This window comes from Muriicola sp. (genome assembly GCF_049669965.1).
GTDB lineage: Bacteria > Bacteroidota > Bacteroidia > Flavobacteriales > Flavobacteriaceae > Muriicola.
Map to the genome: position 1 here is coordinate 1 of NZ_JBATLB010000006.1, position 21,836 is coordinate 21,836.

Annotated in this window: 25 protein-coding genes; 19 read left to right on the plus strand and 6 right to left on the minus strand. The window is 40.5% G+C overall.

Going from position 1 to position 21,836, the window contains the following annotated elements:
• The 5 genes from WBM49_RS00155 to WBM49_RS00175 form a co-directional block, all read left to right on the plus strand.
• Positions 1 to 529: DUF937 domain-containing protein (locus WBM49_RS00155; protein WP_424370028.1), on the plus strand; the 529-nt coding region annotated here is incomplete at its 5' end.
• 75 nt (positions 530 to 604) lie between these two features.
• Entirely contained in the window at positions 605 to 1,078 is a 474-nt protein-coding gene (locus WBM49_RS00160; RefSeq protein ID WP_424370029.1) for a DUF6146 family protein, read from the plus strand.
• 35 nt (positions 1,079 to 1,113) lie between these two features.
• Positions 1,114 to 1,428: a DUF6787 family protein gene (locus tag WBM49_RS00165; protein WP_424370030.1), complete on the plus strand. Its 315-nt coding sequence runs from the start codon at positions 1,114 to 1,116 to the stop codon at positions 1,426 to 1,428.
• Between the two features lie 50 nt (positions 1,429 to 1,478).
• Complete coding sequence (locus WBM49_RS00170) at positions 1,479 to 1,811, plus strand: hypothetical protein (RefSeq protein ID WP_424370031.1); 333 nt, start codon at positions 1,479 to 1,481, stop codon at positions 1,809 to 1,811.
• 39 nt (positions 1,812 to 1,850) lie between these two features.
• Positions 1,851 to 4,073: a TonB-dependent receptor gene (locus WBM49_RS00175; protein WP_424370032.1), complete on the plus strand. Its 2,223-nt coding sequence runs from the start codon at positions 1,851 to 1,853 to the stop codon at positions 4,071 to 4,073.
• A gap of 28 nt (positions 4,074 to 4,101) precedes the next feature.
• Here WBM49_RS00175 and WBM49_RS00180 read toward each other — a convergent pair whose 3' ends face one another.
• Together WBM49_RS00180 and folE are read right to left on the minus strand one after the other, a co-directional pair.
• On the minus strand, positions 4,102 to 4,398 hold the full coding sequence (locus tag WBM49_RS00180) for a hypothetical protein (protein WP_424370033.1): 297 nt from the start codon (positions 4,396 to 4,398) through the stop codon (positions 4,102 to 4,104).
• 70 nt (positions 4,399 to 4,468) lie between these two features.
• Positions 4,469 to 5,068, minus strand: a complete 600-nt coding sequence (folE, locus tag WBM49_RS00185; RefSeq protein WP_424370034.1) for a GTP cyclohydrolase I FolE — start codon at positions 5,066 to 5,068, stop codon at positions 4,469 to 4,471.
• A 258-nt stretch (positions 5,069 to 5,326) separates the two neighbouring features.
• Here folE and WBM49_RS00190 point away from each other — a divergent pair, with 258 nt between their 5' ends.
• From WBM49_RS00190 to WBM49_RS00205, 4 genes are all read left to right on the plus strand, one after another.
• On the plus strand, positions 5,327 to 5,992 hold the full coding sequence (locus tag WBM49_RS00190) for an ABC transporter ATP-binding protein (protein ID WP_424370035.1): 666 nt from the start codon (positions 5,327 to 5,329) through the stop codon (positions 5,990 to 5,992).
• Positions 5,992 to 6,534, plus strand: a complete 543-nt coding sequence (locus WBM49_RS00195) for a lysostaphin resistance A-like protein (protein ID WP_424370036.1) — start codon at positions 5,992 to 5,994, stop codon at positions 6,532 to 6,534. Before WBM49_RS00190 ends, WBM49_RS00195 begins: the two co-directional genes overlap by 1 nt.
• On the plus strand, positions 6,531 to 7,310 hold the full coding sequence (locus tag WBM49_RS00200; RefSeq protein ID WP_424370037.1) for a TIGR02757 family protein: 780 nt from the start codon (positions 6,531 to 6,533) through the stop codon (positions 7,308 to 7,310). Before WBM49_RS00195 ends, WBM49_RS00200 begins: the two co-directional genes overlap by 4 nt.
• 202 nt (positions 7,311 to 7,512) lie before the next feature.
• Positions 7,513 to 7,878, plus strand: a complete 366-nt coding sequence (locus tag WBM49_RS00205) for a hypothetical protein (RefSeq protein ID WP_424370038.1) — start codon at positions 7,513 to 7,515, stop codon at positions 7,876 to 7,878.
• Between the two features lie 8 nt (positions 7,879 to 7,886).
• On the opposite strand, the gene WBM49_RS00210 is transcribed toward WBM49_RS00205, so the two are convergent.
• Positions 7,887 to 9,020: a Gfo/Idh/MocA family protein gene (locus WBM49_RS00210; RefSeq protein WP_424370039.1), complete on the minus strand. Its 1,134-nt coding sequence runs from the start codon at positions 9,018 to 9,020 to the stop codon at positions 7,887 to 7,889.
• Positions 9,021 to 9,158: 138 nt separating this feature from the next.
• Between WBM49_RS00210 and WBM49_RS00215 the strand changes: the two genes are divergently transcribed.
• From WBM49_RS00215 to WBM49_RS00250, 8 genes are all read left to right on the plus strand, one after another.
• On the plus strand, positions 9,159 to 10,646 hold the full coding sequence (locus tag WBM49_RS00215; protein ID WP_424370040.1) for a S10 family peptidase: 1,488 nt from the start codon (positions 9,159 to 9,161) through the stop codon (positions 10,644 to 10,646).
• A 208-nt stretch (positions 10,647 to 10,854) separates the two neighbouring features.
• Positions 10,855 to 11,715: a hypothetical protein gene (locus WBM49_RS00220; RefSeq protein ID WP_424370041.1), complete on the plus strand. Its 861-nt coding sequence runs from the start codon at positions 10,855 to 10,857 to the stop codon at positions 11,713 to 11,715.
• Positions 11,716 to 11,829: 114 nt separating this feature from the next.
• Entirely contained in the window at positions 11,830 to 12,516 is a 687-nt protein-coding gene (locus WBM49_RS00225; protein ID WP_424370042.1) for an SGNH/GDSL hydrolase family protein, read from the plus strand.
• An 81-nt stretch (positions 12,517 to 12,597) separates the two neighbouring features.
• On the plus strand, positions 12,598 to 13,602 hold the full coding sequence (locus tag WBM49_RS00230) for a glycosyltransferase family 2 protein (RefSeq protein ID WP_424370043.1): 1,005 nt from the start codon (positions 12,598 to 12,600) through the stop codon (positions 13,600 to 13,602).
• A gap of 106 nt (positions 13,603 to 13,708) precedes the next feature.
• Positions 13,709 to 15,625 (plus strand): BatA domain-containing protein, encoded by a 1,917-nt coding sequence (locus tag WBM49_RS00235; protein WP_424370044.1) that lies wholly within the window; start codon positions 13,709 to 13,711, stop codon positions 15,623 to 15,625.
• Complete coding sequence (locus WBM49_RS00240; protein WP_424370045.1) at positions 15,622 to 16,878, plus strand: dihydroorotase; 1,257 nt, start codon at positions 15,622 to 15,624, stop codon at positions 16,876 to 16,878. The genes WBM49_RS00235 and WBM49_RS00240 overlap by 4 nt, the downstream gene beginning before the upstream one ends.
• A gap of 19 nt (positions 16,879 to 16,897) precedes the next feature.
• Positions 16,898 to 17,227, plus strand: coding sequence for a hypothetical protein (locus tag WBM49_RS00245; RefSeq protein ID WP_424370046.1), 330 nt, complete (start codon positions 16,898 to 16,900; stop codon positions 17,225 to 17,227).
• A 1-nt stretch (position 17,228) separates the two neighbouring features.
• Complete coding sequence (locus WBM49_RS00250) at positions 17,229 to 17,888, plus strand: alpha/beta hydrolase (protein ID WP_424370047.1); 660 nt, start codon at positions 17,229 to 17,231, stop codon at positions 17,886 to 17,888.
• Here WBM49_RS00250 and WBM49_RS00255 read toward each other — a convergent pair.
• Together WBM49_RS00255 and WBM49_RS00260 are read right to left on the minus strand one after the other, a co-directional pair.
• Positions 17,885 to 18,379: a hydrolase gene (locus WBM49_RS00255; protein ID WP_424370048.1), complete on the minus strand. Its 495-nt coding sequence runs from the start codon at positions 18,377 to 18,379 to the stop codon at positions 17,885 to 17,887. The genes WBM49_RS00250 and WBM49_RS00255 overlap by 4 nt on opposite strands.
• On the minus strand, positions 18,376 to 19,146 hold the full coding sequence (locus WBM49_RS00260; protein WP_424370052.1) for an MBL fold metallo-hydrolase: 771 nt from the start codon (positions 19,144 to 19,146) through the stop codon (positions 18,376 to 18,378). Before WBM49_RS00260 ends, WBM49_RS00255 begins: the two co-directional genes overlap by 4 nt.
• 88 nt (positions 19,147 to 19,234) lie before the next feature.
• On the opposite strand from WBM49_RS00260, the gene WBM49_RS00265 reads away from it, so the two are divergent.
• Complete coding sequence (locus WBM49_RS00265) at positions 19,235 to 20,692, plus strand: TonB-dependent receptor (RefSeq protein ID WP_424370049.1); 1,458 nt, start codon at positions 19,235 to 19,237, stop codon at positions 20,690 to 20,692.
• Between the two features lie 43 nt (positions 20,693 to 20,735).
• Here the strand turns inward: WBM49_RS00265 and bcp are convergent, their stop codons facing one another.
• A complete protein-coding gene (gene bcp / locus WBM49_RS00270) occupies positions 20,736 to 21,185 on the minus strand; it encodes a thioredoxin-dependent thiol peroxidase (RefSeq protein ID WP_424370050.1) in 450 nt (149 codons plus the stop codon).
• Between the two features lie 37 nt (positions 21,186 to 21,222).
• On the opposite strand from bcp, the gene WBM49_RS00275 reads away from it, so the two are divergent.
• A partial coding sequence (locus tag WBM49_RS00275; protein WP_424370051.1) for an endonuclease III domain-containing protein occupies positions 21,223 to 21,836 on the plus strand: 614 nt, incomplete at its 3' end.

Consider the following 21,836-nt stretch of genomic DNA (forward strand, 5'->3'; position numbering starts at 1 on the left):
AAGTATGGCAATGCCACTACTGCTTGGTGCCATGAAGAAAAATACATCAGACCCACAAAATGCTGCCGGATTAATGAACGCTCTTTCTTCCAAACACAACGGGAGTATTTTGGATAATTTAGGGGGCCTTTTTCAAGGAGGCGTGAATAGCGATGTAATTAATGACGGAGCAGGCATTCTTGGCCATGTCTTAGGGAATAAACAACCAACCGTAGAAAATGCCTTAAGTCAAAAATCTGGCATGGATGCAGGAAGCATAGCTCAGATCTTAAAAATAGCAGCTCCCATCGTCATGGGTTTTCTAGGAAGACAAAAAGCACAGGGTAATGTGAGTGATGCAAATGGTCTTAGTTCTCTTCTGGGTTCCATGTTAGGAGGACAGCCAAAACAAAATCAGAGCCTAATTCATAGTCTCATTGATGCAGATGGCGACGGAAGTGTCTTAGATGATGTAGCCGGTATGGTATTGGGAACAAAAGAGAAAAAAGGAGGCCTTGGAGGCATGTTAGGCGGCCTTTTTGGGAAATAACAACTCAAATCTTTAACGATTTTTAACTGAACCGTCCGGGCAATCCGGACGGTTTTTTTGTATCTTAAGGGTACTATGAAAAATAAAATAAATAAGACTAAGGAATACTTCTATCTATTGGTCTCAGTATGTGCTTTGCTCATTTCCATTAGCTGTATTGGATCAAAATCTACTTCTGAGATCACAGATAAAGAAAAGCAGGCTTTTGCCTCCAATGCAGCCGACACGGTGGAGATTTCGAATCCGGAATCCAATTACGAGATCATCATAATTGAACCTGGTTTTAATGTCTGGCTACAGGCAGTGGCACGCCCAGAGGGCTATTACTCTCAAACCTTTCTCGAGAACAGAAATAGGCTTTATGTTATTGAGTGGAATAACAGGGTTATCAATACGTTGCAGTACGATCCGCAATTATATGAGCTTCAGATCAATTACGATCCATTGGTAGATTATGGATATGAAGTGAATTATAAATTATTTAATTACTTTATTTATTTCCAGCGTAAATACAATCAACAGCTGGGTCCTTTTGCCCCCAGGATCTAATTGAGTAACTTTGGCGACTTAAAAAAAAGATAAAGGTGGGTCTAAAGGAACGCTGGGGGATACAAAGTAACTGGCAATTGCTTGTGATATTCTGGGTTTTTGCCATCACCGGGTCGGCCTCCGTATTCGTGGCCAAACCCTTCCTGAATTGGATAGGCCTCTCCCGCGATTCATTTCCCCTAAGCTGGTGGAGTGGATGGGTTTATTGGAGTTTGAGGATACTGCTTATTTTTCCTATCTATCAAATTCTATTGGTCTTATTAGGTTGGTTATTTGGCCAGTTCCGGTTCTTTTGGAATTTTGAAAAGAAAATGCTTCATAGAATTGGTTTGGGCTTTCTTTTAAAATAATTGTAGTTTCCTTAACAGTATATTAGCCGAGTAAATGATTATTTTACATCGTGCAGAAAAACACCATTAATTACGGAACATTAGTAACGGCCTGCTTTCTTTTCGGCGTATTACTCCTGCCCTCCCTTACTACCATTCATCACGCCCTTACCCACCATACCTCTATTGTATGCAACAGTGATATTTCCACACACTTTCATGAATCAGAATTCAATTGCGATTTTCAAGACCTTGTGTTGGTAAAATTTTATTATCCAACGCTTTCTTCAATGGACTTCTCCATATCCCAGCAGGAAGGGGAATTGCATCATGTATATTCTGTTCCCGCCTTAACTACACAAAGACGTTATTTCTCTTTAAGAGCCCCACCACTAGCTGTGTAATCGCAGAAATTCATTTTATTTTTATTTATAAATCTATTCATGATGCAAATACCGCTAACATTATTATTACTTCTTTGTGGGTCGATTTCTTATGCACAAAACTCCCTGGAAGGAAGTATCATCAATTCAGAAACCATGGAACCTCTTGAAGAGGTATCCGTTTACTTTCCTCAATTGGAGAAGGGTGCCATTACAGACAAGCAAGGAAAATACATTATAAACAATGTGCCGTTAGGAAGTTATAAGTTCATTGCCTCCTATATAGGGTATCTTACCTATTCCTCAACCCTTGATATTCAATCGGGCGTCAATTCACTCAACATCGTCCTAACGCCAAGTGTCATTGAAATGCAGGAGGTTATTGTCTCTACCCCATTTCACAAATTACAACGTGAAAATGTTATGAAAGTAGAGCAGGAAAAGATGGCCGACTTAAGAACCAACGGAGCCATTACCTTGGCAGATGGGATTCGCAGTATTGCCGGGGTGGAGAGTGTGTCCACGGGTATCGGCATAGGGAAGCCTGTAATACGAGGACTCAGTGCAAACAGGGTTTTGGTGTACACCCAGGGTATTCGTCTAGAAAATCAACAATTTGGTGATGAACACGGCCTGGGGATCTCTGATGCCGGGATAGAAAGTATTGAAGTGATCAAAGGGCCGGCTTCTTTACTATACGGTTCCGATGCGTTGGGCGGGGTTCTCTATCTGAACCCGGAAAAATATTCCTTAGCAGGAACTGACTCCGGGGATATTAATCTCAATTACTTTTCCAATACCGAGGGGATAGCCTCCAATTTGGGGTATAAAACTTCGGGAGAGAAGTTAAAATTTCTGCTGCGGGCAGGTATTGCTTCGCATGAAGATTACCGTACTGGTGATGATCAACAGGTAACCAATTCTCGTTTTAAGGAATATGATCTTAAATCTGGTATAGCCTATCAAAGTGGTAAGTTCAAAACAGACCTGAGGTATAATTTTAATAAATCGGATCTTGGAATTCCCGAAGAGATCGGAGAACAGACCAATAATAGAACCCCGGACACTCCTTATCAGGAAATTCAAAGCCATATTCTCAGTAGTTCTTCTGATTTATTTCTCAAAAACGGAAGTCTGAAAATGATCCTGGGATATATCTTTAATGACCGCAAAGAATACGAAGAAGGAGGGGCGGTTCTTCCGGCACTAGATATGAATTTGTCCACCTTTAACTACAATATCCAATATCATTTACCAAAAGGAAAAAGACTGGAAACTATTGTTGGCGTACAAGGAATTGATCAAACCAATAAGAATTTTGGGGAAGAAGTACTCATCCCAGATGCTACGACCAAAGATATTGGGGTACTAACCACCTCACATATCCATTTCGAGAGTTCAGATATCCAACTTGGACTGCGTTATGACCACAGAAAAATCAGCGGTGAGGAAAGCGGATCCTTGGGGGAAGAAGGCTATATAGCTGCACTAGACCGTAATTTTAACAGTGTGAATGCCGCAGCCGGGATCCGGTCAGATCTGGGAAATAATCTGGTGGGTAGATTCAATGCAGCATCAGGTTTCAGGGCTCCAAATTTGGCGGAACTAACTTCCAATGGGATTCATGAAGGTACCAACCGTTTTGAGATAGGAGATCCTGACCTGCAAAATGAAAAGAACATTCAACTAGATCTTTCGCTTGAATTTACCAACGAGCATCTGGAAGTATTTGTAAACGGATTCTATAATTCAGTAAACGATTTTATATATCTCGAACCCACAGGCGACTTTGTAGATCTGGATGCGGTGTATGAATACAGGCAACAAGACGCTACCCTTTACGGGGGTGAAATAGGAGTTCATATACACCCGCACCCGCTAGATTGGTTGCACCTGGAAAGTACGTTTGAAACGGTCACCGGGGTGTTAAAAAATGATGAGGATCTACCCCTTATCCCCGCAAATAAATTTACCAATACCTTGAGAATAGAAGGAAAATCCTCAGCTACCTCATGGATACAAAGGGTGTATGGATATATGACACTTCTCACTGTAATGGACCAAAACAAGATAAGTGATTTTGAAACTCCCACTCCCGGCTACACCCTCTTAAATATCGGTTTTGGAGGTTCTGTGAAGGTGTTCGGGAATGAGATGGATGTGCGGTTAAGTGTAAATAATTTATTGGACAAAACATATATTTCGCATCTCTCTAGGCTGAAAATAGACAACATACCAAATATTGGACGAAACATCAGTCTGGGACTGTTTTATCCCATATAGGTGATAAAACTGGTTTTGTATAAAAAGTTTATTTGGATTTGATGACCTTCTTGCTGCCTGGTTTGGAAAGAACATAGGTGTAAAGCCACATCAGCGTAAAACTTGGAATAAGATCTAATCCGGGAATAATTTCTTCTATAAAAGTTACGATTCCAGCTAGCTGGCCGGAACTTCCTTTATACATTCTTGTCATAAGCCAGGCGGCAAGTGGCGCCCATAATACGTCTGAAAACTCCCCTATTCCGGGTATCATAAAGGATAACATCCCAATACCATCAAAAAGCAAGCCCAGGAAAAGGTATTTTACTTTGTTCTGATCTTTCATCTCGGTTTAAAAATAATCAAAAGACAGCTGATTATCCAAAGAAGAAAAATACAATATAAAATCCTGAAGTTTAGGAGAGTTTAGAGCTTATGAGTTTTAAGAACTCATTTCTGGTTTCAATCTTTTCAAATTGGCCCCGGAACCCTGAGGTGGTTGTAACAGAGTTTTGCTTTTGAACCCCACGCATCATCATACACATATGGGAAGCTTCGATGACCACGGCTACTCCCTTGGGTTGCAGTGTATCATTGATACATTCTAGTATGTCATGTGTAAGTCTTTCTTGTACTTGTAAGCGCCTGGCAAAAACATCTACAACCCTGGGTATTTTGCTCAGGCCAACTATATGACCATTGGGTATGTATGCAATATGCGCCTTCCCATAGAATGGCAGCATGTGGTGCTCACATAAAGAGTAGACCTCAATATCCTTAATGATAACCATTTCATCGTATGCCTCAGCAAACATGGCACTCTTTAAGATCTGAACTGCATCCTGTTGGTATCCTTGTGTTAAGAAAAGCATCGCCTTTGCAGCCCGTTCCGGCGTTTTTTCCAAGCCTTCACGATTTACATCCTCCCCTATTTCATCAAGGATCTTAGAGTATCGCTCTTTAACTTCATTTGTGATGTTCAGATTGTATTCTTCCAGATTTTGATACGGTGCCATAAGCTTGATGAAATTAAAGCGAAATCAATGAATTGATCCGTTTGTTTATTATTTTTATTTTAAACTTAAACAAAGTTACACAATTAAGCGATGTTCAATCCTTTTTAACGTATAATTAGCATTATCCTATTTTCAAAAAAGCTCAATGTTTATGGGGTGTACAACTTTTTTAAAAAGTGGTCCAAAATTCCTGAGACAGGTCGTGATATTTTGTAATCCGCAAGGTATTATGTACTTTCAGCCCCAAAAGAAAAAGGAATGATCAGTGCCAGAAATATTGAAAAAAATTATGGAAAACTACAGGTCCTAAAGGGCGTGGATTTGGCCATAAAAAAAGGCGAAATAGTTTCCATAGTTGGTGCTTCTGGCGCGGGGAAAACTACTTTATTACAAATCCTAGGAACGCTAGATCATCAGTCTAATCCAAAGAATAGTGCCTTGACAATCAATGATGTAGAAGTCACTGAATTAAAGGACAAAGAATTGGCTCACTTCAGGAACGAACATATTGGATTTATTTTTCAATTTCATCAGTTATTACCAGAATTTACAGCCCTTGAGAATGTATGTATCCCTGCTTATATAAAAAAAACAGCTACACAGAAAGCCGAAGAAAGAGCCAGAGAATTACTCGACTTCCTAGGCCTAACAGGCAGGTATCACCATAAGCCGAGCGAACTGTCTGGGGGCGAGCAACAACGCGTGGCGGTTGCCCGCGCCTTAATTAACAATCCATCTGTAATCCTTGCAGATGAACCTAGTGGTAATCTCGATTCTGAGAGTGCCGATGTACTGCATAAGTTGTTTTTCCAATTGAGGAAAGAATTTGGACAAACCTTTGTCATTGTAACGCATAACGAAGAACTGGCAAATATGGCAGACAGAAAACTTACAATGGTAGATGGGCAAATTGTTAAGAACTAATGTTAAAACACGTCTGGAAATTCTTTAAAAATCCCGTATACCAGGCATATCCCAACGCCCCCTTTCATTATAAAAAACAAATTTTCCTGGGCTGCCTGGGGTGGAACCTGTTACTGGGAGTAGGTATTGCATTTTTTGTGAGCATCCTAACATGGGCGTTTGATATTGATCCCGGCAAGCACGCCTCAGATGATTTACTTGAAAAATACTCCCTCTTCTTTATTTTCTTTCTAATGGCCATTGTTGCACCTATTATAGAAGAGTTCATTTTTAGGGGACCGTTACTCTTTTTTAAACAATCACGATTCTTTTCAATTGCCTTTTACACCTCCTGCCTCCTCTTTGGTGGTATTCATCTAAGCAATTTTGAGAATGCCTCAGAAGTTTTGTGGATTTCTCCCCTTCTAATTGCACCACAGACAGTCATGGGGGTCTTTCTAGGCTATATCCGTGTTCGTATTGGGCTTACTTGGGCAATTTTACTGCACGCCGGGCACAATGGAATCTTATTCCTATTCATTTTAATTACGGCCGACTTATGAAAAGAAAGTCCAGGATCAACACAGATCTAAAGGAATTTCTGGATGCCAAGGTAGACCAGTACAATCATCCGTCTTTCCTCACATCAGATCCTATACAAATCCCCCACCAATTTAGCGGAAAAGAAGATATAGAGATCAGTGCCTTCCTTACAGCAACCATCGCCTGGGGAAATAGGAAAAGCATCATTAATAATGCCCAAATCCTCATGGAACTTATGGACATGCAGCCCTACCAATTTGTAATGGAGCATACAGAAAGTGATCTAAGTATTCTGGATTCCTTTGTGCATAGAACCTTCAACGGAATTGACCTGCAATATTTCGTTAGGGCTCTAAAACACCTATATGCCGAGCAAGAGGGAATGGAAGCTATTTTTAGCAAATATGCCCAGCATAACACCTTACAGCCTGCCATTGCAAGGTTCAAAGAACTTTTTTTTGAATTACCTCATTCCCCTAGAACACAAAAGCATGTTTCAGACCCATCGAAAGGATCTGCCGCTAAAAGACTTAATATGTTTTTAAGATGGATGGTACGAGATGCCAGTACCGGCGTAGATTTTGGAATTTGGAGATCATTAGACCCTTCTCAGCTATCATGCCCCCTAGACGTTCATTCAGGTAATGTTGCCCGTAAATTAGGCCTTCTTACTCGCAAGCAGAATGATGCCAAAGCGGTTGCCGAACTTGATGGAAATCTGCGATTAATCGATCCGAAAGACCCAGTTAAATACGATTTTGCTCTTTTCGGCCTGGGAGTATTTGAAAACTTTTAAATCCAAAATAAAACTTCACACCAGAAGCATACGCTACCAACAGCTTTAGGTCATCTACAATTTACACTAAGAATTAATAGCAGCTATTAATTTTTGTAGACAATTACTTACAAATTGAACAGGCTGTCATCTGTTTTTTTGTATATTTAAAATACAATAACCTAACTAATTACTATTCAACAGCAAGGTTTAAGCTTTAAGGATGGTAAGTAGTTACTCCGTAATAAAAAAGAACAAGCACCTGGTGATGACCATGCGGGGTGCGTATGACTACCGGGAATTCTTGGAACTTCCTAATCTTATCTTACAAGAATGTGAAGATCACCAGTGTTATAAAATACTCGTAGATCTGAATTTGGTCGTAGCTAAGGATATAGCCCTGATAGAACTCTTTTTCCTAGGAGAAAAAATAGCAGAAGTCCTGGGTAAGACCGTTATGATTGCCCTTGTTTGGAAAAGTGAATCTTTGTCTGACTTCCTAGTGGATGTTGCTACGAACAGGTCTGCCCGATTAAAAGTTTTTGCAACCAATCAACGGGCTCACTATTGGTTATTAAACGAGTATTAGCTCCTGTACTACACCAATCCCATATTACCAAGATTTAGAGGAATTGTGCTCCCTCCTTCTGCAATAGATTTGTAGATTGCTTCTACAATAATCATATCACGTTTCCCCATGGCCCCTGGTGCCCTGTTTTCGGTACCATATAGAATATGACTTGCAAAATCATCCATTTGCAGCTTTTGCTGTGATTCGTGTTCAAAAGCTATTGGCCCTAAAGACGAGCTTCCCGCCAAAGGTCCATAATTATTTGCAGGCTCTAATGCAAACCATCCTGAATCACATGAGGCGTATAACCTATTGGCATTTGCATTGTGTGAAGTAAATATATTCCCCATGGCTCCACTTGGAAATTTTAATTGCGCAGTAATGGTCTCATCGGTTTCCTTAAAATATTCAGGCCTGGTACTAAACTCCTGAGCACTTACACGTAGCGGATTTTCGCCTGTACCATAAATGGCGCTCTGAATACTGTACACCCCCATGTTCATTAGCGCACCACCCCCGGATAGCCTTTTGTTCAAACGCCATTGTCCAGGATTTCCTGTTGACTTATACGCCGCCTCTGCCAGCACATAATTGATTTTTCCAAAAGTATTCTCTTTTACAAATCGCTTAACTTCTTGTGTATAAGGTTCGGAATGAAGTCGGTATCCTATTCCCAATTTCACCCCAGCTTTCTCACAAGATTGGATGATTGCATCGCATTCTTCCACCGAGACGGCCATAGGTTTCTCGCAAATGACATGCTTTCCTGCTTTCGCAGCCCGTACTGAAAATTCGGCATGCATACTATTAGGGAGTACCACATACACAATATCTATGTCTTTGTTCTTAGCTATCTCATCAAAATTCTGATAATTATAAATATTGGTAGTGGGTATACTATACTTTGAAGCCCATAAACTCTCTTTTTCCCTGGTACCCGTAACAATGCCCGCCAGGTGGCAATGCTTTGTTTGTGCCAGGGCAGGTGCTAACTGATAGGTGCTATAACTTCCAAGGCCAACCAACGCTATCCCCAAAGAGGATTTCTCAGAGGTGTCTCTGCCCATACCACAGGCTAATGGCATGCTTGCCAGTACGCCAGCGCCAAAGATGCCAGTGGATAGTTTTTTATTGAACGTTCTTCTTGATATTTTTTTCATTGCCCTTTTTTATAGACCCATTCCTTTCGAAGATACTAACTTAATTTCCTAGTTTCAAATGAAGAAAAAAGGTTTTTTAATGGCCGATTTTTTACTCAACTTATTTTCCTATTTTTAAGCTTCATTAAAACGAAAGCAATGAAATTAAAGATCCTGACAGTAGTCACCAGTCTGGTTACCCTATGCGCGGTTACTGGTCAAAATCGCTCAATTCCTTTAGATACGGCGGTAACAACACAGCATAACGTTACTGTAAATGGAAACACATTTTCCTACACTGCCAAAACGGGGATGCAGCCTGTTTGGGATGATTTAGGTAAACCAATTGCCTCACTTCATTACACCTACTATACAAGAAACGATGTAAAGGACCGGGCTGCCAGACCTTTGCTAATTTCTTTTAACGGAGGCCCCGGATCGGGATCGGTTTGGATGCACTTGGCCTACACCGGCCCAAAAGTCTTAAAAATAGATGATGAAGGTTATCCGGTACAACCTTATGGAGTTAGTCAGAATCCTTATTCGGTGTTGGATGTGACCGATATTGTTTATGTGAATCCTGCCAACACCGGGTATTCTCGTACTATTCCCGAAACAGGAAAGGAAGTAGACAGGGAGAAATTTTTTGGAATCAATGCCGATATCAAATACCTCGCAGAATGGTTGAATACCTTTGTAACGCGTCACAACCGTTGGCAATCACCTAAATATATCGTCGGGGAAAGTTACGGTGGTACCAGGGTAATGGGCCTTTCACTTGCCCTGCAGAACCAACAATGGATGTATCTCAATGGAGTGATCATGGTGAGTCCGGCAGATTATAAAGTGATCCGGGTAGGCGGACCTGTAAGTGACGCCTTGAACCTTCCTTACTATACTGCTGCTGCCTGGCATCATAAAGCTTTACCGGCAGCACTACAGGGCAAGGACCTGCTCGAAATACTACCGGAATCTGAAGATTATACCATCAACACCCTTATACCTGCTCTGGCAAAAGGCGGTTTTATCAGTTCGGCAGAACGTTCTTCAGTAGCAGAAAAAATGGCCTATTATTCCGGCCTGTCCAAAGAAGACATTTTAGCACAAAATCTTACCGTGCCTACCTCCTATTTCTGGAAGTCTTTGCTACGAGACAAAGGATTTACAGTAGGCCGTTTAGATAGTCGCTATTTGGGGATAGATAAAGAGCTAGCCGGGGTAAGACCGGATTATAATGCTGAGATCACCTCCTGGCTTCACAGTTTTACGCCTGCCATTAATTATTATTTGCAGGAAGAACTAAAATTTAAGACAGACATAAAATACAATATGTTTGGCCCGGTTAGACCCTGGAACAATGATGATGACAATACTCGTGATGACCTTAGACAAGCCATGGCCCAAAACCCGTATCTGAACGTTTTGATACAAAGTGGCTATTATGATGGGGCCACCACATATTTTAATGCTAAATATACAATGTGGCAGGTAGATCCAAGTGGAAGAATGAAAGACAGGTTCCAGTTTAAAGGATATCGCAGCGGCCATATGATGTACTTGAGAAGAGAAGATCTAAAACAGGCCAATGAAGATATCCGAACCTTCATTCAAAATACCCAGGCCAACGGAAAGAGTGCAAAATATTAGGCCTATTAATGTGGGCCAGGTAATTATCTCAAGGTCTCTTTAGGAGGTGACCTTAGATCCTTTTATACACCGTTTTATCCTTGGACAAGCAGATCATGTCTTCATTTGCTGATGAGACCAAGAAATATTTGTTGTTCTGATACTTTTATAGGCTTTCGAGCGTTATGAAATCAGAATATTTTAGGATAAATAAACTAAATATACAAGTATGAAAAATTGGAAAATATCAGGTGTGATGCTCACCCTGATCATGATCTTTGCAAGCTCGTGTGAGAAATCGAGCGAACCTAATGAACAAGCAACCTCCCCCGAATTGCCTCCATTTGAATCTATGGCTATCGATTTCGGCGCTTTTGATGAGAATGGAACATCCGGAAAGGCTACTACCCTGGTTTATGACAATAAGGCTCCCAACGGGAATTGGGTGTTTTCTAGAATTGTTGTGGGTGTATGGAGTTCAGCTCTGTATACAACCCTTGCAGTACCAGTTGCTTCCTTCCGGGCAGCAATTACTCAAACTCCCGAAAAAATTTCGGATGACACCTGGCAATGGACGTATAGCGTAGATGGATTTACCAGTGAATATACAGCGCGACTCACAGGACAGTTAACTGCGAATAAGGTTGTTTGGAACATGTATATTACAAAAATGGGAATTGAGGGCTTTGATGAATTCCTCTGGTTTAGCGGGGAATCTGCCTTGGATGGAAATAGTGGCGACTGGACCCTTAAGCAAAGTCCGGAAAGACCTGATGAAATGTTACGGATAGACTGGGAGAAATCTGGTGACGAAATTGGAAGCATCCGTTACACCTGGGTTCGCGAATTGGACGATCAGGAAAATGCGGATCCTTTTAGAAATAGTTATCTGGAATACGGATTACAAGAAGGGGACCTTGACGCCTATTTTAGCGCCAATGTATATGATACAAACCTTCAGGAATTCACAGAAGTAGATATTGAATGGAATCGTACCTCCTATGAAGGTCGTGTTAGAGCAGTCGCCTATTTTGAGGACGTACTTTGGCATTGCTGGGACAGTAATGGAGATGATATAGCTTGTGAATAAGCCATGACAAGAAACCTTATCAAGTGAAACCCTGCTCTAATAAAGCGGGGTTTTTTTAGTGAACAACTTTCTAATTTATTATCTTTTCCCAGTCCTTGTCTTCAACTCTGTGCAATGAAAAATTTTCTCTTGTTAGCTTCTTTTTGTTTTTTCCTTCATCAGGGATCCATCTTAGCACAAGACTGGGCGCAACTAGGGGTATTCCGGGAAGTAAATAAAAAAATATCCATGACTTCATCAACGGAAAGGGTAGTATTTTTTGGCAATTCCATCACCATTGGATGGCTTCACACCATGCCCTCCTTTTTTGAGGACAGGCCTTTTATAAACAGGGGAATCGGTGGCCAGACCACCCCGCAAATGCTGGTGAGATTCAGGCAAGACGTACTTGATCTGCATCCAAAAGTGGTCATTATCCTTGCTGGCACCAATGATATTGCAGGGAATACGGGTCCAATGACCCTGGATGATATTCTTGGAAATTTAAAATCTATGTCAGAATTAGCAAAGGCGAATAATATTGAAGTGATCCTATGTTCTGTATTGCCGGCCTCTGACTATCCTTGGAGACCAGGATTAGAGCCCGATAAAAAGATTCCGGCATTGAATGCAATGATCAAAGAGTATACTGAACAAGCTTCATTACACTTTTTAGATTATTACACTGCCATGGTCAATGATATAAATGGTATGGATAAGGACCTGGCCTACGATGGGGTTCACCCTACTAAAGCCGGCTATGAAATCATGGCACCTCTGGCCTTAGAGGCCATTGCTAAAGCAATTAAAACAGCTAATTAAAGAACTTAGCAATTAGAAAAAGGAACCCTAAGGTAATTTTTCATTGTTTACAAAATATTCAGCCTATTTCCCTTTCAAAAGATGACCCAAGTAGTTAGTATTCTCATACCGTTTAAGAATACATCAAAATTCTTAGTTGATTGCCTTACATCTGTCATTGCTCAATCATATCAGTATTGGGAAGTAATGGCCGTAGACGACCATTCTTCAGATAACAGTGCGGCTATAGTACAAGGTTTTGCCGATAAGGATCCGAGAATAAAACTATTGTCAAATAATGGCAAAGGAATTATCATGGCTTTGCGGACGGGGTATGCTGCCGCTTCGGGTAGATTTATCACCCGTATGGATTCTGATGATATAATGACCTCTGAAAAGATAGATATCATGGCCTCTGCCCTCAGAATATCGGGCCCTGGATACATTTCTTTGGGTAAGGTTCGCTATTTTTCAGACAGAGGGATTAGCAACGGTTATAAACGATATGAAGCATGGTTAAACAACTTAACTCATACCGCTTCAAATTTTGAAGAACGGTACAAAGAATGCGTTATCCCATCGCCCAGTTGGATGGTTCATAAAACTGACCTTGATGCTTGTGGTGCTTTTGATCATGACCGTTATCCGGAAGATTACGATCTTGCTTTTCGGATGTTTGAGGCCAATCTACGCTGTTTGCCATGTGAGCAAGTAGTTCATTTGTGGCGCGATTATGATACCCGAACATCGCGTACCAGTTTGCACTACGCACAAAACTATTTCCTGGATCTGAAGGTCTACTATTTCTTAAAATTAGATTGGAATTCAAAGCGGCCCCTGGTAGTTTGGGGTGCAGGGAATAAAGGTAAAACCGTAGCTAAACTTTTAAGACAGAGAAATGTTCCTTTTTTATGGGTGTGCGATAATCCAAACAAAATAGGGAAAGAAATCTACGGCAACATACTATCTTCCTATACGATGATTGAAAAAATAAAAAAACCCCAGAGTATTCTAACTGTCGCAAATGCAAAGGCCCAAGCACAGATCCGCCAGTTTCTGGAAGAGAAAGATCAAAAGGCTATGGCTGACTTTTACTTCTTTTGCTAATAAAAATGCTGAGCTAATATCTGTAATCCAAACCAAATTCCATTAAATACTGCAAGGAGGGTTCACCTCTTAAAAAATAAGTATATTTGACAAATGTTTAATAGGAATGTTGTTTAAATATCCGCAACTACTTTGGGCCTTATGGCTCCTCCTACTTCCTATACTCGTTCATCTTTTACAGCTTCGAAAATTTAAGAAAACTCCTTTTACAAATGTGAAGCTACTTCAAAAAGTGGTGGCCAAATCACAAAGAAGTCAGTCTTTAAAAAGATGGTTGCTTTTATTGACCAGAATGGCGCTCTTTGCGGTGTTGATCATCGCATTTGCACAGCCTTTTCTCGCAAAATCGAAAGCTCTGGAACAGCAGGAAATGGCAATCTATTTAGACAATTCTCATAGTATGCAGCTTCGTAAAGAAAATAGTTCTTTACTAGAGGAAGCCGTGCAAGAACTTATAAATGCCATACCTGAAGACCTTACTTTTACCTTATTTACCAATGACAGTGAATACCGGGACCTTACTATAAAAGACATTCAGAATAGCTTATTACAGCTTTCATTTAGTACGAATCAGCTTACCCTGCAAGATATCGTATTAAAAAGCAACACCTATTTCAACAAAAAAGATATGGCCGTAAGGAAGCTTGTGGTTGTATCCGATTTTCAAAGATCGATGGGTGAAGACATTGGGGATTCGATAAATGGAATAGAAAAATATTTAGTACCTCTTCGTGTAGAGAAGGTATCAAATATCTCGATTGACTCCCTTTATTTGGAAACAGGCAATACCCCCGAAAAGAATTTAGTGGTACTTGTATCTGGTAGTTCGGAATTTGAGTCTACTCCGATATCTGTTTTCAATGGAGAATCACTTATTGCAAAAGCAGCAGTGGCTTATAATGAAAAGGGTACTTCTAAAATTGTAATTTCCCTCCCTCCCAATGAGAATATAGAGGGAAAGGTAAGCATCAACGATATTGGTCTGGCGTATGACAATGAGCTATTTTTTAATATCAATACCCGGGAAAAGGTAAATATTTTGGTCATAGGAAATGCAGATGATTTGTATTTGCGAAAACTGTTCAGTGATGATAACTGCCAATACCTTCCCATAAATGATCAAGAACAGGCCATTCCCTTACTTAAAGGGCAAGATCTGGTAATTCTAAATGAAGTAGACTCTTTAGAATCGCCTATAGAGCTTGCTCTCAATGACTATTTACAACAAGGAGGCACTATGATTCTCATCCCTTCAAAAGATATGATCATAAGAGATTTCAACAGCCTATTAGTGCCTTATGGGATCTCTTATGGACCGGCACTCGCCATACCTCAGGAAATAACCGGAATTGAGTATGCCCATCCTTTATTTACAAACGTTTTTGAAGATAGGATCAAAAATTTTCAATATCCAAGCGTACAAAGTGCATACACCTTATCTGGAAATGCCGCCCATGTTCTTTCCTTTGCCAGTGAGGCTCCCTTTTTGGCAAGCAAAGACAATATGTACGTATTTACGGCATCCTTGAGTAAAGAGAACTCAGATTTTAAAAATTCTCCCTTGATAGTTCCTAGTCTATACACTATTGGGCTGCAAAGCAGAAAGCTGGCGGCACTTTATTACAATATGGGCAGTGTTAACAGTATAGACATTCCAGAAATAATGCAGCAAGACAGAATAGTAAGTGTGGAAAAGGGAGATGACGAATTTATTCCACAACAGCAATCTATAGGCCAAAAGACCCGACTTTGGTTTTCGGAGTACCCAAAGGAGGCAGGGACGTATCACCTAAAGAATGTTCAACAGCAAAGGTCCCTAAGTTTTAACTATCCCAGAGATGAAAGCAGATTATCTTTTTTAGAGCTCACATCTATTGAGGGAACAATGATCAGAAGTTCTATATCCGAAGTATTCAATGAATTTGAAAATGACAATGCGGTAACAAGCCTTTGGAAATGGTTTGCTATTTTAGCACTGCTTTTTATTCTGACGGAAGTAATCATTCAAAAAGTACTTAGATGAATATACTATTAAAATCCGCTACTATCCTCGACGAAGAAAATCGTGGATTACATCAAAAAGTACGAGATATCTGGATCAGGAACGGGATTATTGAAAAGATAGCCGCCTCCATTAAGGCCGATTCAAAAACCAAAGTGATTACGCTTCCTAATCTTCATGTTTCAAAAGGTTGGATAGATAGCAGTGTAAGTTTTGGAGAACCAGGCTACGAAGAACGTGAGACCTTGGCAAATGGAATACGAGTTGCCGCTTATAGCGGTTTTACAGATATTATCTTAAATCCTAATACCAAACCACTCCCTGACACCAGCGGAGATGTGGTCTTTTTGAAGAAAACGGCCGGAGAAAAGGGCGCAAGAGTACATCCTATGGGAACTCTTACAATGAATAGTGCAGGTACAGATCTTGCCGAGCTTTACGACATGAAGAATGCAGGTGCCGTGGCCTTCTACGATTTCAAAAGACCCCTAATGAATGCAAACTTGTTGAAAATTGCCTTGCAATACGCACAGGGATTTGATGGGTTGGTCCTCTCCTTCCCTATGGACACTTCCATTGCAGCGCATGGAGTGGTCAATGAAGGCACAATGTCTACCAAGCTTGGGCTCAAAGGGATTCCTGCCCTATCAGAAGAGATTCAGATCGCACGCGATTTATTTATCCTTGAATACACCGGAGGCAAACTCCATATTCCAACCATTTCGACCGCCAATGCTGTTAACTTAATTGCTGAAGCCAAAAAGAAAGGCTTGGATGTGAGCTGCAGTGTTGCGTTGCACAATCTATGTTTCACGGACAATGTATTGGAAGAATTTGAAACAAATTACAAGGTGTTGCCGCCTCTGCGTACCAGAAAAGATATCGAAGCCTTAAAAAAGGGATTGAAGAATGGGACAATAGATTTGGTGACTACAGATCATCTGCCAATAGACATTGAAGAAAAACGCATTGAATTTGACCATGCTGCCTTTGGATCACTTGGACTAGAATCTGCCTTTGGGGTACTAAATTCCTTATTTGATACAGAAACTGCTATAAGGCTTCTTAGCCGAGGAAGAGAGCGATTTGCTGTTCCAACAACCAGTATCAAGGAAGGTGAACCGGCTAATTTAAGTCTCTTTAATCCGGAAGGGAAGGTAGTTTTCACCAAAGAGAACATCCGCTCTACTTCAAAAAACAGCATGTTTATTGGTCAAAAAGGCAAGGGAAGCGTTTACGGGGTATTTGTTAATAATCAGTTTATATTATCCTAACGGATAAAAACATCACAATATGACCGGCAGTGAGATAAAAGAAGGTAAGACAACGGCCATAGTGGCCTATATTACTATTGTAGGAGCCTTGATCGCTATCTCCATGAATTCTGAACCCAAGAATGCTTATGCCAGGCACCATACACGTCAGGCATTTGGTTTGCACCTGGTATTTCTTGGCTGTGCGTTATTTCTGAGCGTATGGTTCTCTAAATATGCCTGGCTTGCTCTTTATACCTTCCATTTCGCAATGTGGTTCTATGGATTTTTAGGGGCCGTGAGTGGAAAATTAAATCTCTTACCGGTGATAGGTCCTTATTTTCAAAAATGGTTCACCTTTATTCAATAGCATGACTACCCTCCCCTTATCCCTTGAACATCTTATTCGTCCTCCCAAGCATACTTCTGCCAAGGCCCCTGCCCTGTTTTTGTTTCATGGCTATGGCAGTAATGAAGAGGATCTATTTTCCTTTTCTACAGAACTTCCGGAGGAACTGTGTATTATTTCTGTAAGAGCTCCGCATCCTATGCCTCCTTACGGATATGCATGGTACGCGATTAATTTTGATGCTAATTTTGGAAAGTGGAGCGATGTGGAGCAGGCAAAAGAATCTATGGGCCTAATGGTGGCCTTTATAAAGGAGTCTATTGAAGGATATCAGCTAGACGCGGATAGTATTTCTTTGTTAGGATTTAGTCAGGGGACCGTACTTAGTCTCGCTCTTGGGCTTTCATACCCTGATTTGGTGAAAAATGTTATTGGACTCAGCGGTTATATTGATGAGAATATACTTATAGAGTCTTATAAAGAAAAAGATCACCGCCAACTATCCATGTATATATCTCATGGTCGCATAGATCCTGTTATTCCGTTTTCTTGGGCCGAAAAAACCCCACCTATCCTGGAAAATTTAGGAATAGACTTTGTTTTCGAAGATTTCCCTACTGGCCACGGGGTGTCACAAGAGAATTTCTACGCCATGAATGCCTGGCTCAAAAAGCATATTTAATTGCTACGGGTATACAACAAATGATCGATCAGTGTAAAATCTACGGACAAATCATCCTTTAATTCATAGAGGATGACCAATTCACCCCAGTACTTGCCATCGGAAAAGTCGGCTATGATCCATTTGTGATTTAACAATTTAATTTTATTGATCTTAAAATCATTTTCCATCCCTTCGTAAGGGATCAGGGGATTATCTCCTCCGGATTCGTTACTTTCCAATAATTTGTCAGCAATATACCTGCCAGGATCTTCAAGGGACAAGTGGTCATAATACGAAAGTGCATCGTCATTGGTATCCAGGGAAAAGTACTGAAGGTCCAAAACCTTAAGTTCCGTTGTTCGCAGGGAATCTTCCAATTGTTTTATTTGAAGCTTAAGCTCCGTATTTTGTTCGCCAATAGCTGAAACTTGTTTGGCACCACTCACATAGAGATAGAGCGCTATCAGTGCAGAAAAAATAAATAAATACAGAAATATTCTGGTCTTCATTCGTCTATAGTTATAATTAAATTGTCATAAGCTAAATACACATTCTTGGGAAGCGTTTTTTGCACCGCCTGATGGAATCCCATATGATGACTGATATGAGTAAAATAAGCACGTTCTGGTTGTACTTTATGAACAAAGGCCAACGCTTCTTCCAGATTAAAATGAGAGTGATGTGATTCTATACGCAATGCATTAATGCATAATACCTTAACGCCTTTTATCTTATCTATTTCTTTATCATCAATAGATTTCACATCTGTAAGGTACGCGAAGTCTTTTATACGGTATCCGAACACTTGTAAACGGTTGTGAAATGCTTCAATAGGGTGCGCGTATAAATTTCCTACTGGAAAAGGATGTCCGTTTTCCACTACATTAACTTTCACTGCAGGAGCGCCTGGATATCTATTGTTTTCAGAAAAAATATAATCAAATCGTATTTTCAGGGAATCTACCACCCGTTGGTGGGCATAAATGGGAATATCTCCCTGTCGGAAAAAAAACGGCCGTATATCGTCTATCCCTGCGGTGTGATCAGAATGTTCATGGGTAAATAGAATGCCATCTAATTTGGATACCTTATGTCGTAACATTTGCTGCCTGAAATCGGGCCCACAATCAATGACAAAGGTGTAATTGTCCCAGCTGACCATTACTGAAACCCGCAGTCTTTTATCTTTTGGATCTTCACTAAGGCAGACCGGATGAGTACTCCCAATTACCGGGATCCCTTGAGAAGTTCCTGTTCCCAAAAAAGTCAATTTCAACAGCTCATCTATTTTATTCAAATTTATGACTTATTTATTTAAAAGATTGCCCATTCTTGTTAACTTTGTGTACCGTAAAACCTGTTGAATGTCCTCTGTTTTAAATCAAGATCCTGCATTTGAAAACATTCCTTCTATAAAGGCCAAAACTCTCCGCATCAATTTAAACCCGGTTATTTACGGAACCTTTGCGGAAATTGGTGCCGGACAAGAAACTGCCCGCCATTTTTTCAGATCCGGAGGTGCCTCCGGGACCATTGCCAAGGCAATGAGCGCCTATGATAAAAATTTCAGCGATGCCATTTATGGTACCGAAAAAGACGGCAGGTATGTAACTCAGAGTCGTCTCGAAAAAATGCTGGGCCATGAAATGCATTTAATGGAGGAGCGTATAAGTCGGGAGGATCATCCGGACCGACTCTTCTTCACCTACGCCAATACGGTGGCTACCATAGATTTTTCTAAGCGATATAAAGGGCATGGTTGGGTTGGCATTATGTTCCAGTTAGACCCCAATCAGAAAGAATACGACGAGATTATACTACACCTTCGTTTTAAACAAAACGAAGCACGTTTACAACAGGAAACCTTAGGGATCGTTGGTGTAAACTTAATTTATGGTGCCTTTTACAAATACAATAAGCCACGGAAACTCTTAAAATACCTGTACGATCACCTGGATAAGGATACTGTGGAGATTGATATGGTAAATTTCAACGGTCCCAACTTCAAGAATGTGGATAACCGTTTAATGAGCCTTCAATTGATACGGAATGACATGACCGATGCGGTGATGTTCGGCCCTGATGGAAATAACCTTTTACCGGCGGCAGTTTTGTACAAAAAGAACATCCTTGCTTTGCGCGGAAGTTTCAGACCGGTAACCAAGGTGAATATGGATATGTTCCAAAAATCCTATGATATTTTTATACGGGAACAAACTGTAGAAGAAGAGAATACCATAGTGATGTTCGAAATAACCCTTTCCAATCTCAGGGCATCGGGGGAAATAGATGAACAGGATTTTATGGACAGGGCAGAATTATTGTGCTCCCTGGGGCATACCGTTTTGATCTCAAAATTCCAGGAATATTACAAACTCGTAGAATATCTGGGGAATTTTACAAAAGCCAGGATAGGACTTACCATGGGAGTGAACAACCTGGTGGAAATCTTTGATGAAAAGTATTACAGGCATTTAAGTGGGGGTATTCTAGAAGCCTTTGGAAAACTTTTCTTTAAGGACCTCAAGGTGTATCTCTATCCCATGAAAAACCCTGAAACAGGTCAGATCATGACCAGCAACAACATTAAGGTACATCCGAGGATGAAAGAACTCTATAAGTTCTTTAAATACAATGGGAAGGTGATGGACATCATTGATTACGACACGGAAATTATGGATATATTTTCCAGAGACGTCCTTAAAAAGATCACCAGTGGTGAAAAAGGTTGGGAAAAAATGCTTCCTGAAGGAGTTTCAGAGATCATTAAGAAGAAAAAACTCTTTTCAAAACACACCATTGAAGAAAAAGAAGAAGTATAAAAAAAGCCCTGATCAGAATCAGGGCTTTTTTATTTACTGGCTTCTATAGGATCTGTGCGGCGTGATCCTTGGTATTTACTTTATCAATAACCCTTTCAACTGTTCCTTCGCCACTTACAATAAAGGTAGTTCGGTGAATCCCATCGTATTCTCTCCCCATAAATTTCTTTGGACCCCAAACGCCAAAGGCATTGATAACTGAGTGGTCTTCGTCTGCCAACAGGGGAAAAGGGAATTCGTACTTGTCCCTGAAACTAGCCTGTTTCTTTTGTGAATCTTCACTCACACCCAATAAATGATAACCCTCAGCCTGTAATTCTTTGTAGTTATCCCTTAAATTGCAAGCCTCGGCCGTACAACCCGGAGTATTTGCCCTGGGGTAGAAAAAAACTATTAGTTTTTTTCCCTTGTAATCAGAGAGTTTAATTTCCTTTCCGTCTTGGTCTTTTGATGTAAATTGGGGAACTTTGTCCCCTTCTTTTAGTGTTTTCATGCGTTTTTTTTTACTGTGGCCGTAAAAGTAATCATATATGACCAAATCTGAAAAAGTTGATTTTGCTATTAATACTCTGAATGACTTATACCCTGTTATTCCTGTCCCTTTGGAACATAAGGACCCCTATACCCTTCTGATAGCGGTGCTGCTCTCCGCTCAGAGTACGGATGTGCGCGTCAATAAAATCACTCCAATTTTATTTGAAAAAGCCGATAATCCGTATGATATGATCAAATTGAGTGTGGAAGAAATCAGGGAGATTATTAAACCTGTTGGCCTATCACCAATGAAATCTAAAGGAATCTATGGTCTTTCCAAGATCCTGGTAGAAAATTACAACGGGAAAGTTCCTCAGGACATAGCACTTTTGGAGACCTTTCCTAGTGTTGGTCATAAAACTGCGAGTGTAGTGGTATCACAGGCTTTTGGAATACCCGCTTTCCCAGTAGACACCCATATACACCGATTGATGTATCGATGGGGCTTCTCCTCTGGCAAGAACGTAGTACAAACAGAAAAAGACGCTAAACGATTGTTTCCGAAGGAATTATGGAATGACCTGCACCTTCAGATCATTTGGTATGGAAGAGAGTATTCTCCCGCACGTGGGTGGAATCTGGAAAAAGACCTCATTACACAAACTATAGG

Coding starts and splice junctions, on each gene's coding strand:
- WBM49_RS00210 (WP_424370039.1), bottom strand. CDS start 9,020: ATGAAAAAAATATCAAGAAGAACGTTCAATAAAAAACTATCCACTGGC.
- WBM49_RS00250 (WP_424370047.1), top strand. CDS start 17,229: ATGACTACCCTCCCCTTATCCCTTGAACATCTTATTCGTCCTCCCAAG.
- WBM49_RS00175 (WP_424370032.1), top strand. CDS start 1,851: ATGATGCAAATACCGCTAACATTATTATTACTTCTTTGTGGGTCGATT.
- WBM49_RS00220 (WP_424370041.1), top strand. CDS start 10,855: ATGAAAAATTGGAAAATATCAGGTGTGATGCTCACCCTGATCATGATC.
- WBM49_RS00235 (WP_424370044.1), top strand. CDS start 13,709: ATGTTGTTTAAATATCCGCAACTACTTTGGGCCTTATGGCTCCTCCTA.
- WBM49_RS00215 (WP_424370040.1), top strand. CDS start 9,159: ATGAAATTAAAGATCCTGACAGTAGTCACCAGTCTGGTTACCCTATGC.
- WBM49_RS00205 (WP_424370038.1), top strand. CDS start 7,513: ATGGTAAGTAGTTACTCCGTAATAAAAAAGAACAAGCACCTGGTGATG.
- WBM49_RS00225 (WP_424370042.1), top strand. CDS start 11,830: ATGAAAAATTTTCTCTTGTTAGCTTCTTTTTGTTTTTTCCTTCATCAG.
- WBM49_RS00180 (WP_424370033.1), bottom strand. CDS start 4,398: ATGAAAGATCAGAACAAAGTAAAATACCTTTTCCTGGGCTTGCTTTTT.
- bcp (WP_424370050.1), bottom strand. CDS start 21,185: ATGAAAACACTAAAAGAAGGGGACAAAGTTCCCCAATTTACATCAAAA.
- WBM49_RS00200 (WP_424370037.1), top strand. CDS start 6,531: ATGAAAAGAAAGTCCAGGATCAACACAGATCTAAAGGAATTTCTGGAT.
- WBM49_RS00230 (WP_424370043.1), top strand. CDS start 12,598: ATGACCCAAGTAGTTAGTATTCTCATACCGTTTAAGAATACATCAAAA.
- folE (WP_424370034.1), bottom strand. CDS start 5,068: ATGGCACCGTATCAAAATCTGGAAGAATACAATCTGAACATCACAAAT.
- WBM49_RS00265 (WP_424370049.1), top strand. CDS start 19,235: ATGTCCTCTGTTTTAAATCAAGATCCTGCATTTGAAAACATTCCTTCT.
- WBM49_RS00255 (WP_424370048.1), bottom strand. CDS start 18,379: ATGAAGACCAGAATATTTCTGTATTTATTTATTTTTTCTGCACTGATA.
- WBM49_RS00190 (WP_424370035.1), top strand. CDS start 5,327: ATGATCAGTGCCAGAAATATTGAAAAAAATTATGGAAAACTACAGGTC.
- WBM49_RS00195 (WP_424370036.1), top strand. CDS start 5,992: ATGTTAAAACACGTCTGGAAATTCTTTAAAAATCCCGTATACCAGGCA.
- WBM49_RS00240 (WP_424370045.1), top strand. CDS start 15,622: ATGAATATACTATTAAAATCCGCTACTATCCTCGACGAAGAAAATCGT.
- WBM49_RS00160 (WP_424370029.1), top strand. CDS start 605: ATGAAAAATAAAATAAATAAGACTAAGGAATACTTCTATCTATTGGTC.
- WBM49_RS00245 (WP_424370046.1), top strand. CDS start 16,898: ATGACCGGCAGTGAGATAAAAGAAGGTAAGACAACGGCCATAGTGGCC.